This window comes from Streptomyces sp. NPDC031049 (genome assembly GCF_055571015.1).
On sequence record NZ_JBVIGC010000012.1, the window covers coordinates 255388 to 267737 of the forward strand.

General features: G+C 76.6%; 10 protein-coding genes. 2 read left to right on the top strand and 8 right to left on the bottom strand.

What is annotated here, in order from left to right; genetic code table 11:
* Window positions 1–2: 2 nt before the first annotated feature.
* The 7 genes from ACZ45Q_RS21900 to bdeA form a co-directional block, all read right to left on the bottom strand.
* Window positions 3–1127: a branched-chain amino acid ABC transporter permease gene (locus ACZ45Q_RS21900; protein ID WP_468263865.1), complete on the bottom strand. Its 1125-nt coding sequence runs from the start codon at window positions 1125–1127 to the stop codon at window positions 3–5.
* The gene (locus ACZ45Q_RS21905; RefSeq protein WP_468263868.1) at window positions 1120–2016 is read right to left on the bottom strand and encodes a branched-chain amino acid ABC transporter permease; all 897 of its coding nucleotides are present in this window, start codon (window positions 2014–2016) and stop codon (window positions 1120–1122) included. The genes ACZ45Q_RS21900 and ACZ45Q_RS21905 overlap by 8 nt, the downstream gene beginning before the upstream one ends.
* Window positions 2013–2825, bottom strand: coding sequence for an ABC transporter ATP-binding protein (locus ACZ45Q_RS21910; RefSeq protein WP_468263871.1), 813 nt, complete (start codon window positions 2823–2825; stop codon window positions 2013–2015). Before ACZ45Q_RS21910 ends, ACZ45Q_RS21905 begins: the two co-directional genes overlap by 4 nt.
* The gene (locus tag ACZ45Q_RS21915; RefSeq protein ID WP_468263874.1) at window positions 2822–3616 is read right to left on the bottom strand and encodes an ABC transporter ATP-binding protein; all 795 of its coding nucleotides are present in this window, start codon (window positions 3614–3616) and stop codon (window positions 2822–2824) included. Before ACZ45Q_RS21915 ends, ACZ45Q_RS21910 begins: the two co-directional genes overlap by 4 nt.
* 597 nt (window positions 3617–4213) lie before the next feature.
* On the bottom strand, window positions 4214–5503 hold the full coding sequence (locus tag ACZ45Q_RS21920; RefSeq protein ID WP_468263877.1) for a PucR family transcriptional regulator: 1290 nt from the start codon (window positions 5501–5503) through the stop codon (window positions 4214–4216).
* Window positions 5504–5682: 179 nt separating this feature from the next.
* Window positions 5683–8712 carry a helix-turn-helix transcriptional regulator gene (locus tag ACZ45Q_RS21925; protein WP_468263879.1) on the bottom strand — a complete coding sequence of 1010 codons (3030 nt, stop codon included), beginning with the start codon at window positions 8710–8712 and terminating at the stop codon, window positions 5683–5685.
* A 223-nt stretch (window positions 8713–8935) separates the two neighbouring features.
* A complete protein-coding gene (bdeA, locus tag ACZ45Q_RS21930; RefSeq protein ID WP_468263882.1) occupies window positions 8936–9868 on the bottom strand; it encodes a bis(hydroxyethyl) terephthalate hydrolase in 933 nt (310 codons plus the stop codon).
* 647 nt (window positions 9869–10515) lie between these two features.
* Between bdeA and ACZ45Q_RS21935 the strand changes: the two genes are divergently transcribed.
* On the top strand, window positions 10516–11403 hold the full coding sequence (locus tag ACZ45Q_RS21935) for a Gfo/Idh/MocA family protein (protein ID WP_468263884.1): 888 nt from the start codon (window positions 10516–10518) through the stop codon (window positions 11401–11403).
* Between the two features lie 4 nt (window positions 11404–11407).
* Here the strand turns inward: ACZ45Q_RS21935 and ACZ45Q_RS21940 are convergent, their stop codons facing one another.
* Window positions 11408–11746 carry a hypothetical protein gene (locus ACZ45Q_RS21940; RefSeq protein WP_468263887.1) on the bottom strand — a complete coding sequence of 113 codons (339 nt, stop codon included), beginning with the start codon at window positions 11744–11746 and terminating at the stop codon, window positions 11408–11410.
* A 285-nt stretch (window positions 11747–12031) separates the two neighbouring features.
* On the opposite strand from ACZ45Q_RS21940, the gene ACZ45Q_RS21945 reads away from it, so the two are divergent.
* Window positions 12032–12253 (top strand): hypothetical protein, encoded by a 222-nt coding sequence (locus ACZ45Q_RS21945; protein WP_468263890.1) that lies wholly within the window; start codon window positions 12032–12034, stop codon window positions 12251–12253.
* Window positions 12254–12350 lie beyond the last annotated feature (97 nt).

Sequence of the window (12350 nt, forward strand, 5' to 3'; positions counted from 1 at the left end):
GTTCACGGGGTGTGCTCCTTGGTTCGTACGGCGGGTGCGGGAGAGCGAAGGGACGTTCCGGTGCCGGAGGGACCGGTGCGGGAGCGCCGGCGCCTGAGGCGGGCGGCGAGGCGGCGGGCGAGGCCGTGCAGGCCGTCGGGTGCGTACAGCAGGATCACGACGATCGCGGCGCCGTAGAGGTAGCGGGCGGCCTCCGTCGGGCCGATGGAGCCGTCACCGGAGCCCGGGGCGGCCACCAGGGGCAGCTGGTCGGCGTAGCGGGTCATGAGCAGCGGCAGCGCGGTGACGAAGACGGCGCCGGCGGTGGCGCCGGCGACGGAGCCGAGGCCGCCGATGACGATCATGGCGAGGTAGTCGACGGAGAGGAGGAGGGAGAAGTAGTCGGGCACCACGCGGCGGAAGGACAGGGCGAGCAGGACGCCGGCGAGACCGGCGTACATCGAGGAGACGACGAACGCGGCGGAGCGGTAGCGGGCCACGTGCACGCCCATCACGGACGCGGCCGTCTCGCTGTCCCGGAGGGCCGCGAGGGCCCGGCCGGGGCGTCCGCGCAGCAGGCCGCGCGCGGTGAACCAGGTGAGGGCGAACAGGGCCAGGCCCAGGTACCACAGGCGTTCCTCGGCGCCGAACGGCACGCCCAGGACGACGAGTTCGGGGTCGCTCTGGGCGAAGGTGAAGCCGCCGATCTCCAGCGGTGGGACGGAGCGGCCGTTGAAGCCGCCGGTGACGGAGTCCGCGGTGAGCAGGACGTGGTGGCCGAGGAAGACCAGGGCGAGGGTGGCCACGCCCAGGTAGATGCCCTTGACCCGGCCGGCGACGGGGCTGAACAGGCCGCCGGCGGCGCCCGCGAGCAGGACGGCCAGGACGACGGCGACGGCGGGCGGCAGGCCCGGTCCGGGTTCGCCGGCCAGCCACACGTAGCCGTAGGCGCCGACGGCGAGGAAGAAGGCGTGGCCGAGGGAGAGCTGGCCGGCGGTGCCGCTGAGCAGGGCGAGCCCGACGGCGCCGATGGCGGCGGCCATGGCGAACACGCCGACGCGCAGCCAGAAGGCGTCGAGGTAGAACGGCAGCGCGCACACCAGCAGGAGGGGCGGCAGGAGGGCGGCTCGCTTGCGCAGGTCAGACACGGGCCGCTCCCTTCGCCGCGAAGAGCCCGGCGGGGCGCACCAGGAGGACGAGGACCATCACGGCGTAGGGGGCGACGTCGCCGAAGCCCTCGCCGAGGACGTGCAGGTCGGACTGGTAGCCGGCGACGAAGGCCTCGGTGAGGCCGATCAGCATGGAGCCGACCAGGGCACCGACCGGGGAGGCCATGCCGCCGAGGATGGCCGCCGGGAAGGCCTTGAGGGCGATCTGGCCGGTGGTGCGCTCCAGGCCCGGCGCGGGGAAGGCGACCAGGAAGATCGCGGCGAGGGCGGCGAGTCCGCCGGCCAGGCACCAGGCGAGGGTGCGTACGCGGGTGAGCCGTACGCCCATGAGGGCGGCGGCCTCGCCGTCCTCGGCCGCCGCCCTGAGCGACAGGCCCCAGGGGGTGAACCGGAAGAGGGCGAAGGCGCCGGCGATGGCCGCGCCGGAGACGAGGATGGCGGCGATGCGGCTGTCGGCGACGGTCACCGGGCCCATGTCGGTCACCGCGTCGCCCCAGGGGTCGCCGGTCGACAGCAGGTCGCCGCCGATGCGCCGGGCCAGGTCGGTGACGAGGACGATGTCGATGCCGATGGTGACGATGGTCTGGACGTGGGCGGCGTGGGAGTCGGTGCCGATCCGCTGGAGCAGCAGCCGGTCCAGGGCTCCGGCCACCAGTGCGGTGACGACGATCGCCAGGGCCAGGGCGCCGGCGAAGCCGAGGTCGTCGTGGAGGACGGCGACCAGGTAGCCGCCGAGCAGCAGCAGGGAGCCGTGGGTGAAGCTGAGGACGCCGGAGGCCTTGAAGATGGTGACGAAGCCCAGGGCGATCAGGGCGTAGACCGAGCCGAGGGCCAGGCCGTTGACGAGGCTGTCGAGCACACCGGTCATGCCGCCTCCTCCCCCGTGCCGTCGGTGCCGAGGTAGGCGCGCAGCACCTCGGGGTCGCGGCGGACCTCGTCGGGGGTGCCGTGGGCGATGACCTTGCCGAAGTCGAGGACGGTGACCTCGTCGGCGAGCCGCATGACCAGGCCCATGTCGTGCTCCACCAGCAGCACGGTGAGGCCGAGTTCGGCGCGGACGTGCCGGACGACCTCCGCGGTGCGGGCGCGTTCGGCGGCGTTCATGCCGGCCACGGGTTCGTCGAGCAGCAGCACGGTGGGCTCCAGGCAGAGGGCGCGGGCGAGTTCGACCCGCTTGCGGTCGCCGTAGGACAGCAGGGCGACGGGGGTGTCGAAGTGGGCTCCGAGGCCGGTGAGTTCGGCGATCTCGCGGGCCTTGGCGAGGTGTGCGCGCTGTTCGCGCACGGCGCGCGGCAGGCGCAGGGCGCTGGCGGCGAAGCCCGCGCGGGACAGGGCGTGGCGGCCGAGCATCAGGTTGTCGGCGACCGTGCCCTGGGTGGTGACGATGTTCTGGAAGGTGCGGGCGATGCCGAGCGCGGCGATGCGGTGCGGGGCGAGCCGGGTCAGGTCGGCCTGCCCGAACCGGACGGTGCCCCGGGCGGGCCGGTACAGGCCGGACAGAACGTTGAAGCAGGTGGACTTGCCGGCGCCGTTGGGGCCGATGACGGCGTGCACGGTGCCGGGGGTGACGGTGAAGGAGACGTCGTCGAGGGCGGTGAGCCCGGCGAAGCGCACGGTGACGTCACGGACCTCGAGCGCGTGCGGGGCGGCGGTGCGGGGGGTTTCGCGGATGGTCACGCGGCCCCCTGACCGTCGGTGGTCTCGTCGGCGGCCTCGCCCAGGTAGAGGCGGCGCACGGCGTCGGTGCGGGCGAGTTCCGCCGCGGGCCCGGACAGCCGGATCTCGCCGACGTCCAGGACGTACGCGTCGTCGGCGAGCGACAGCGCCATCCCGGCGTTCTGCTCGACCAGCAGAACGCCGGTGCCCTGGGCGTTGATCTCGCGGACCACCTCGGCGATCCGCTGCACCATCAGCGGGGCGAGTCCGAGGGAGGGCTCGTCCAGCAGGAGCAGCCGGGGGTGGGCCATCAGGGCCCGGCCGATGGCCAGCATCTGCTGTTCGCCGCCGGAGAGCAGGCCGGCGGCCTGGCCGGTGCGCTCGGCGAGCCGCGGGAACAGGGCGAAGACCCGGTCGCGGGCCTCGCGGACCTGTGCGGGGGCGCGGCGGGACAGGCCGAGCCCGCCGGCCTTGAGGTTCTCGTCGACGCTGAGCCCGGCGAAGACCCGCCGGCCCTCGGGCACCTGGACGACGCCGGCGCGTACGGCGGCGACGGGGTCGCGGCCGTCGAGGACCGTGTCGCCGTAGCGGACACGGCCGGCCGTGATGGCGCCGTGGTGCAGGCGCAGCGTGCCGGACACGGCCCGCAGCAGCGTCGTCTTGCCGGCGCCGTTGGCACCGAGCAGGGCGACGACGCCGCCGGGCGGGACGGTCAGCGACACGGAACGGAGGGCGGACAGGGCGCGGCCGTACGTCACGTCGAGCTCCTCGACGTGCAGCGCGGGCGCCTCGCCCGGTGGTGCTTCGGGCATTGCGGCTCCTTGGCACCGTGCCCGGAGGGGCACGGCTTCGGGGGTCGTTCGGGCGTTCCGCGAAGGAACGCCGCTCACGACAGCACGGCCGCCGGTGCCGGTACAGCGCCCGGACCGGGGACGCTGCGGCGTCCCAGTCCCGGGCGGGTCAGTCTGTGCGGGTGCCCAGCGGGGACGGCGACGCGGTCTCGCGGCTCCGTGCGACCCCCGGGCGCGGTGCGCGGTCACAGCGGGTGCGCAGGGGCCGGCCTGCGCTGTGACGACCGTCGAGGAGAACCTGCGCATGACCCTGCCCCGTACCGCGGCACGGGCGCTCCGGTCCCCCGCACCGGCACCGGCGGCCGGGCTGCCGGGCTCCGGGGTGCCGGGGTGCCGGGGTGCTCGAAGTGTCCCTTCCGCCGGAGGCCGGAGTCACATCGACGACCCTGCCCGGCTGCCCCGGCAGGGTCGAGGTCACACGGCCCGACGAGGACCCCGACGGGGCCGACAACACCGCGTCGATCAGCGTCACGACGGGCGGGTGACCCGGTGGCGCCGCCGCCGGCCCCCCGCGTCCGGACGGCCGGGGTGCCGGCGGGAGCCCCGGGATCGGTGCTCCTAGTCGCGCAGCAGGGCGCGGGCGGTCAGGGCGAGGCTGACCTCGACGACGTCGGACGGGCGGGCCAGGGAGCGGCCGGTGAGCTGTTCGCAGCGGCGCAGCCGGTTCAGGACGGTGTTGCGGTGGCAGTAGAGGCGCTCGCCGGCGCGCTGGGCGGAGCCGTCGCAGGCCAGCCAGGTGGTGAGGGTGTCGAGCAGCACCTCGCGGTCGGCGGGCTCCAGGCCGAGCAGGGGGCCGAGGACCTTCTCGGCCAGGGCGCGGCCGAGGTCGGGGCTGGAGACGACCAGCGCGGCGGGCAGGTGGTCGGCGAGGCGGACGGTGCCGCCCGCCGCGGGGCAGATGTCCAGGGCGGTGTCGGCGAGCCGGCGGGCCTCCCCGACGGCGGCCAGGCCGTCGACGGGGTTGCCGATGCCGATGCGCACGCCCGGGGCCGGGTCGTCCGGTCGCGGTCCGGGGCCGGGCAGCCCGTCCTCGCCGACGAGGACGATGCCGTAATCCACGTCGACGCCGGTGTGCCAGTGCAGGCGCAGTCCGTCGGGGACGGCCGCGGCGCGGGCGGTGGCGCACCGTGCGGGGTGTTCGCCGGCCACGGCCACGACCACGTACCGGCCGCGTTCGGGCAGGCCGAGGGCCTGTGCGGCCTCGGGCAGGTCGGCGATGCGGCTGGTGCCGTCGAGCAGCGCGGCGGCCAGTAGCCGGGCCCGGTTCTCGCGGCGCCGGTTCAGCTGCCACTCGACCTGGCGGTAGGCGTCGGCGACCAGGGTGCAGTGCTCGTCGACGAAGTTCCACACGTCGGCCGCCACGTGCACCAGCAGCCGCACGTCCTCGGGGGCGGTGCGCGAGGTCTCCTCGACCAGGCGCTGCCACACCAGGGAGCCGCCGAGCCGGAAGGCGTGCAGCAGGGCGTCCAGCGGCAGTCCCTGTTCGGCGCGGTTGGCGCCGATCCGCCAGGAGCAGCGGCGGGCCGCGTCCCGGGTGCGGCGCGGGTCGATCAGCGAGCTGACGCTGTGCCGCAGCGAGCGGTGCACCTCCTGCCAGATGCCGGTGGGGTCGCCCGCGACGGCGGCGCGGTAGGCGGGTTCCTGTTCCTGGAGGAGGGCCACCAGGTTGTCGGTGAGGCCGGGCAGGTCGTCGAGGAGCACCCCGGCGGCCCGGTGCAGGACGCGTATCGCGTCGGCGTCGATCAGCGACCGGACCCGCGGTGTCCGCGGGCGCGGCACGGGTGTGGGTCCGGTGCGGATCGCGGCTCGGGACCGTACGGCGTGGTGCGTCGCGGCGGCGTGGTGCATCGCGGCCCTCCCCCAGGCTCGGGCTTCCGGCGGCGGCACGGCGCGGGGCAGGCCGGCCCGCGCCGTGTTCCCCCTGACTCGTCCTGCCCCGAAGGATGGCATACCGTCCGGTCGGTCCCTAGGCCTCGGCGGCAAATTCCCTGGCTCGTCCCAGGGGAGCCGGCCGCCGGACGGCGAGGTTACGGACCCGCGGCGGTCTTCTCCGCCTCGTCCACGAGACGCGCGAGCTCCACGCGGGAGCGCACGTTGAGCGCCGCGAAGACCTTGCGCAGGTGGTAGTCGACCGTACGGGTGCTGACCGCGAGGCTCAGCGCGACCTCCCGGTTGGTGGCGCCCTCGGCGACCTGCCGGGCGATGCGCAGCTGCTGCGGCGTCAGCCTCGTCAGGGCACCGGCGTCCCGGCCGCGCGGCGCGGCGCCGACGGCGCGCAGCTCACCGCGGGTCTGCTGGGCCCACACGCCGGCACCGCAGCGGTCGAAGCCGGCCAGGGCGGCGCCGAGCCGGTCGCGGGCCTCACGGGGCCGGCGCCGGCGGCGCAGCCACTTGCCGTACAGCAGCGCGGTGCGGGCCCGTTCGAAGTCGCCGCCGGCCTCGTCGTGCCGGGCCAGCGCGCGCCGGTAGAGGTCGTCGGCCCGCTCCGGCGGCGCCAGCAGGGCGCGGCAGCGGGCCAGCTGGGCGGCGGCCTGCGGATCGGCGCCGAACTCCGCCCAGCCGGCGAAGTCCGCCAGCAGCGTCCGGGCCTCGTCGTGCCGGCCGGCGAGCGCCGCGGCCTCCACGAAGCAGGGCACGGCGAGCCGCCACACGGCGAAGTGGCCGCGCCGGGGCCCGGGCAGCACCAGCAGTCCCAGCCGGTCGGCGGCGTCCAGGGCACGGCCCCGGCCGAGGTCGGTGCGGCCGGCCGCCCACTCCGCCAGGGTGGCGGCCTGCGCCAGCCCGTGCCGCCTGGCGGTGGCCAGCGCGGCCGTCACATGCCGGTCCACGACGGCCGGCTCCTCCTCGATGGACGCCGCCAGGGCCAGCACGGCGTGGTGGTGGGCGGCGGTGTTGCGCTGTCCGGTGCGCAGGGCGCTGCGCAGTCCCTCCTCGGCGTGCGCGCGGGCCTGCGCGTGCCGGCCGGTGCGCAGTTCGGCGTAGGCGAGGTACTCCAGGGCCTGGGGGACCAGCGCCGCCGACCCGGTGTGCCGGGCCGCGGCCAGCGCCCGGGCACCCGCCCGGCGGGCGTCGTCCACCTGGCCGAGCAAGAGCGCGGCGGACGCCGCCCGCAGCAGCGCCTCGGGCCGGTCGTCGCTCCGGGCGCGCTCCATCACCTGCCCGAGGGATACGGCGGCCCGGTCGCGGTGGCCTTCGAGCAGGGCCCGCATGCCGATGCGGTGGTCCCGGACGGCGTCGGCACCGGCGTGGTCCGGCCGGGCTCCGCCCTCGAGGGCCGCCAGGCAGGCCGTCAGGTCCCCCGCCGCCCACGCCGCGTCGGCGGCGGCGAGGGCGGCGCCGGCCGCCCGCCCCGGCTCGGTCGCGGCCAGCAGCGACGCGGCCAGCAGCAGGGACTGGTGGGCGTCGCCGACGGGGCCGTCCCGCAACTCGGTCAGCCCGCTCACCAGCTCGGCACGGCCTCGGGTCCCGGCCGGGGCGGCACCGGCGCGGACGGCGGCGATCGACGGGCGGGCGCGGTCCGGCCGTCCGGCGCGCAGCGCCTGTTCGGCCGCGTCGGTGTACCGCTCGGCGCGGGCCGGTCCGTCCGCCGTCAGCTCGGCGGCGCGGGCGTACGCCGTCGAGCGCAGCAGCGGGGAGGCGGGGACGGAGGCGTCGGCCGCCAGCGCCGCCAGCCGGTCGGCGAGGCCGCCCGGTGCCGGTCCGGTTCCCGTGTCCTCGCCCGGTCCGGTTTCCGGGGCACCAGTCGGCCCGGTTTCCGTGCCGCCATGCGGTCCCGTTTCCGTGGCACCATTCGGTCCGGTTCCCGTGCCACCATTCGGTCCGGTTCCCGTGCCACCATTCGGTCCGGTTCCCGTGCCACCATTCGGTCCGGTTCCCGTGCCACCATTCGGTCCCGTTTCCGTGCCGCCATTCGGGCCGGCTTCCAGGTCTCCGCCCGGACCGGTCCCCGGGTCCTCCCCGCCCGGACCGGTTCCCAGATCCCCGCCCGGACCTGTCCCCACGCCCCCGACCGGACCTGCCCCCAGGTCACCACCGGGGTGCCGCCCCCTGTCCTCGGGCAGGCGGGCCTCCGTGCTCCGGGCCGGGTCGATCGGCCGGCCCTCGGGCGGGTCGGGCTGGGACCAGGTGCGGTGGAGCAGTCCGGTGAGGCGGTCGCCGTCGGCCTCCGCCACCCGGGCGAGTGCCGCGTGGGCGGCGCGGCGGCGGTCGGGGCCGGCGGTGGCGTAGGCGGTACGGCGGAGCAGGGAGCCGAGCAGGCGCAGTTCCCCGGCGGAGGCCGGCGGCCGGTCGGCGGTGCCCCGCAGGTGCCGTACGGCCCGGTGGACGAGGCCGGTGTCGGCGTCGGGCGCGTCGCAGACCCGGGCGGCGGCCTCCGCCGTCAGCAGCAGGTCCCGCACGTGCGGGTCCAGTCCGTCGAGTGCCGGGCCGGCGACGGACCGCAGCACGGCGGCGTCGGCCGTGGGCCTCGGCAGCGGGCGGTGGCCGCGCAGTTCGGCGGCCGACAGCCGGCGGACGACGGCGAGCAGCAGGGCCGGGTTCCCCTCGGCCTCGGCCAGCAGCTCGGCGGCGACGGACGGGTCGGCGGCGCCGGCGGTGGCGTCGTCGAGCAGCGCGGCGGCCTGCGGCGCCGGCAGCGGCTCCAGACGTACGACGGGCAGCCGGGCGAACTCCGGGTCGGCGGCGTGGTGTCCGGCCGCGGTCAGCAGCAGGCCGACCCGGCCGGTGCCGGGCGGCCGTTCCGCCGCCTCGCACAGCGCGGCACGGGCGGGGGCCGGCCACCGGTGGACGTCGTCCACGCACACCAGCACCGGTGTGTCCGGCGCCGGGGCCCGCAGGAGGTCGGTCACCGTCCCCGGCTCCGGCCACCGGACGGGTCCGGCCGTGAAGGCGCGGGCGGCCCACCGCAGCAGGGTGGTGCGGCCGAGACCGGGCTCGCCGGTCAGCAGGAGCCCGGTGCTGTGCGTCCGCAGCCGGTCCGACAGCGCGCCCAGCGCGCGCAGTTCGGCGCTCCGGCCGTGCAGCCGCACTCCCGGACGTACGGTCGTCTCTCCGGTCATTCCCGGGAGGTTACGTGCGCGTAACCTCAGGCGGAAGACTCAGGTCCGCACTCGCGGGCGGGGTGATTCCCCGGCTTCACCTGCGCGTTGGCCGGACTCGGGCGGACCGCGGACTGTGCCGCCGCCCAGCCGGCACGGCCCCCGGGCGTGCACCCGCACAACGCCGGCGGCGGCCGCGCGTGGGTGCGCGACCGCCGCAGGTCGTTCCGTCGGAGCGTCAGGGTCAGGAGGTGAGGGGGCAGTTGCCCCGGTACTCCTCGATGGTCAGGCTCGGCCGGGGCAGCGGGCACAGGAACTGCTCGTAGCGGGTGTCGTTGTCGATGAACCGCTTGAGCCAGGAGATGCTGTACTTCGCGATCGTCGTGTTCGACACGTTGGGCGCGAAGTGGCTGGCGTTGTTCAGCTCCAGGTAGGCGCGGTCGGTGCTGGACGGCAGGCTGGAGTAGAACGGCTCGGAGTGGGAGGAGACGGGGGCGACGCTGTCGCCGTCGGCTCCGATGATCATGGTCGGGGTGCGGACCTCCGGCCAGGTCTTGTCGAGGTTCCACGGAGTGAGCGGGATGGCCGCCTGGAGCGACGGCCGGGACTTGGCGGCCTCCAGCGTGCCGCCGCCGCCCATGGAGTGGCCCATGGCGCCGAGGCGGCTGCTGTCGATGCGGCCTCTGACCGAGCTGCGCTCGGTGAGGTAGTCCAGCGCCGCCAGTATCTGCCGGCCGCGCGAGTCGGGCTGGTCGTACCTGGTGATGGTGTCGATGGTGAACACCACGAAGCCCTGCGAGGCCAGACGCGGGCCGAGCCAGGCCATGGAGGACTGGTCGGCGGTGAAGCCGGGGGCGACCACGACCGCGCCGAAGGTGCCGTCGCTGGTCGTGGTCGGGTAGTAGATGGTGCCGCCGCCGAAGCCGCTGACCAGGAGCGAGGAGACCGACGTGTCCGCGACGGCGTAGGGGCCGCGCAGGGCCTCGATGCTGGACTCGGTGGGCGCGGGGCCGCGCTCGTAGGGGTTGTCGGCGGCGTGGGCCGCCGGGCCGGTGAGGGTGCTGAGCCCGACGACGGCGGCGACGGCCGCCGCCGCGCCGGCGATCCGCCGTCGCGTCCCGCGCAACGGTGACCGGGTCGCCCGGTGGGCGGCGGTGGTGTGGGGGTTCGAGTGCACGACGAGTCGTCCTCTCTGTCGTGGCGAGGGGCCCGGCCGGTGGCCGCACACGGCTCTGGACGCGTGGGGTCGCGTCCGTCGGTTCCGCTGGACGGGCATCGCCGCTGAGCTGGCCGTGCCACTGTCGGGGCCCGCCCCGTCCCCCGGGATCGGCAGAATCACCGGTCTCCCGGAACACGCCCCGCGCGGGAGTCCCGCCGACCCGGTCCACCCGCCGCGGAGTCGCGCGACCCGGCGCGCTCGGCCACCGGGAGCCGCGCGGCCTGCCCGCTCGTCGCCTCGGCACGGGCTGCGGTCGCACCGCCCGAACGGGCGGAGTCCCCGGGCCCGGGACGCGCGCGCCGTGCCGGAGACACGCGCGCCCTCACGGCGCGCGCCGGCGATGCCGGAACCCCGACGCGGGCGGCGCCGTCGCCGCGGACCGCATCCCGTGCACCCGCGGTGCCGGAACCCGGGCGCGGGCGGCGCCGTCGTCGCGGAGTGCGTCGCGTGCGCCGTCGGTGTCGGGGGGCCGCGTCGTGGGCGCCGGCCGTGCTGCGGGTGCGCGGTCCCGGAGGGTTGCGGCGGGGCCCGGTCGGTGTGTCACGCTCGGGCCGGCCGGGTGCTCGCGGGCGGCCCGGGGTTCACCACCGTGGAGAGGCGACGGCATGCGCATCGGACTGCTCGGCACCGGCCCCTGGGCGGACATGGCCCACGCCCCCGCCCTGAGCGGGCACGACGACCTGGACTTCGTGGGGGTGTGGGGGCGCCGCCCCGAGGCCGCCAAGGAACTGGCGGAGCGACACGGCACGCGCGCCTACGACGACGTGGACGCCCTCCTCGACGACGTGGACGCGGTCGCCGTGGCGCTGCCGCCCGACGTGCAGGCCCGGCTCGCGGTGCGCGCGGCGCGGGCGGGCCGCCATCTGCTGCTGGACAAGCCGCTCGCGGCGACCGTCGAGCAGGGGCGCGCGGTGGCCGGCGCAGTGCGGGAGGCCGGTGTCGCGTCGGTGGTCTTCTTCACCACCCGGTTCCACGCGGAGACCGAGGCGTGGATCTCCGGGCAGGCGGCCCACGAGGAGTGGTTCACGGCGCGGGCGCAGTGGCTCGGCGCGGTGTTCACCGGCGACAGTCCGTTCGCCCGGTCGGCGTGGCGGCGGGAGAGGGGCGCCCTGTGGGACGTCGGTCCGCACGCGCTGTCGGTGCTGCTGCCGGTGCTGGGCGACGTCGGACGGGTGACGGCCGCCGCGCACGGCCCCGGCGACACCGTGCACGCCGTCCTGGACCACACCGGCGGGGCGTCCAGCGTGCTGACGCTCAGCCTGACGGCGCCGCCGGCCGCGGCGGGCGCGACCGTGGAGCTGCGGGGCACTGCCGGGGTGACGTCGCTGCCGGAGATCACCGAGGGACCGGTGCCGGCCCTGGCACGGGCGGCGGACGCGTTGGCCGCCGCCGCGCGGACGGGGCGGCGGCACGCCTGTGACGTCGGGTTCGGACTGCGGGTGACGGAGATCCTCGCGGGGATCGAGGCGCGGCTGGAGGGTGCGGCGGACTGACGGCTCAGGGCCGTGGGCCGACCGGCTCGTCGCTCCAGCGGAACCACGCCCGGTCGCCGTCGACGTGCAGCAGGAACCCGGCGACCGGGCCTTCGGGGGACACGAGCCGCACACGTCGCTCGATCTCGTCGTACACCGCCTCCCACTCCTCCCAGTGGCCCTCGTCGTCGCGCAGGGCCAGGGACAGCTCACGGGCGAACAGACCGCGTACGGCGCCGAAGGCCGGGCCGGGCGTGAAGCGGCCGGAGAGCCAGGGGAAGTCGGCCTCCTCGATCCGGATCTCGCCGACGAGCCCGTCGCCGGCCCGTGCCCGCACCCGCCAGATCTCGCCCTCGAATCCCACGTCGCCTCCACCGGCCGCCGGTCGTGATCGTCCGGCGGTCAGCCTGCCATGCCCCGCCCGGCGTGCGGCGCGTGTGCCCGCGTAGGAGCGTGGTGGTGTGGGGAAACACGCGGGAGCGTGGCGGTGGGAGAGGTGTCCGTCGGTTCCCGGGTGCCGGCGTCCCACCGGCCGCGCGGCGCAGGCGGAGCGCCCGACGGGAAGGGACGTTACGGTGATAGCGGGAGATTCGGGACCGATGGCAGCACCGGGACCGAAACCGACAACGGACCGGAGGAGCTTCAGATCATGGAGATGTCACAGCCCGAGGCTTCCCGGCCGTCCGAGGTCCGTGTGTCCGACGACCACGCCACCCCGGACGACCTGCTCCACGCGCGCACCGGCACCGACGTGTCGCCGGAGGACGTGGTCCTGGCGGCCGGCCGGGACCTGACCGAGCACAATCTCGAATGGGCCCGGCGCAAGCTCGCCGACGAGGGCCCGGCCGCACTGGACAAGCTGCTGCCCTGACCGTGGGGGGGGGGGGGGGGGGGGGGGGGGGGGGGGGGGGGGGGGGGGGGGGGGGGGGGGGGGGGGGGGGGGGGGGGGGGGGGGGGGGGGGGGGGGG

What these genes read in the sequence shown, in the direction of transcription:
- ACZ45Q_RS21915 (WP_468263874.1), bottom strand. Translation starts at nt 3,616, where the DNA reads ATGCCCGAAGCACCACCGGGCGAGGCGCCCGCGCTGCACGTCGAGGAG.
- ACZ45Q_RS21945 (WP_468263890.1), top strand. Translation starts at nt 12,032, where the DNA reads ATGGAGATGTCACAGCCCGAGGCTTCCCGGCCGTCCGAGGTCCGTGTG.
- ACZ45Q_RS21925 (WP_468263879.1), bottom strand. Translation starts at nt 8,712, where the DNA reads ATGACCGGAGAGACGACCGTACGTCCGGGAGTGCGGCTGCACGGCCGG.
- ACZ45Q_RS21905 (WP_468263868.1), bottom strand. Translation starts at nt 2,016, where the DNA reads ATGACCGGTGTGCTCGACAGCCTCGTCAACGGCCTGGCCCTCGGCTCG.
- ACZ45Q_RS21920 (WP_468263877.1), bottom strand. Translation starts at nt 5,503, where the DNA reads ATGCACCACGCCGCCGCGACGCACCACGCCGTACGGTCCCGAGCCGCG.
- ACZ45Q_RS21935 (WP_468263884.1), top strand. Translation starts at nt 10,516, where the DNA reads ATGCGCATCGGACTGCTCGGCACCGGCCCCTGGGCGGACATGGCCCAC.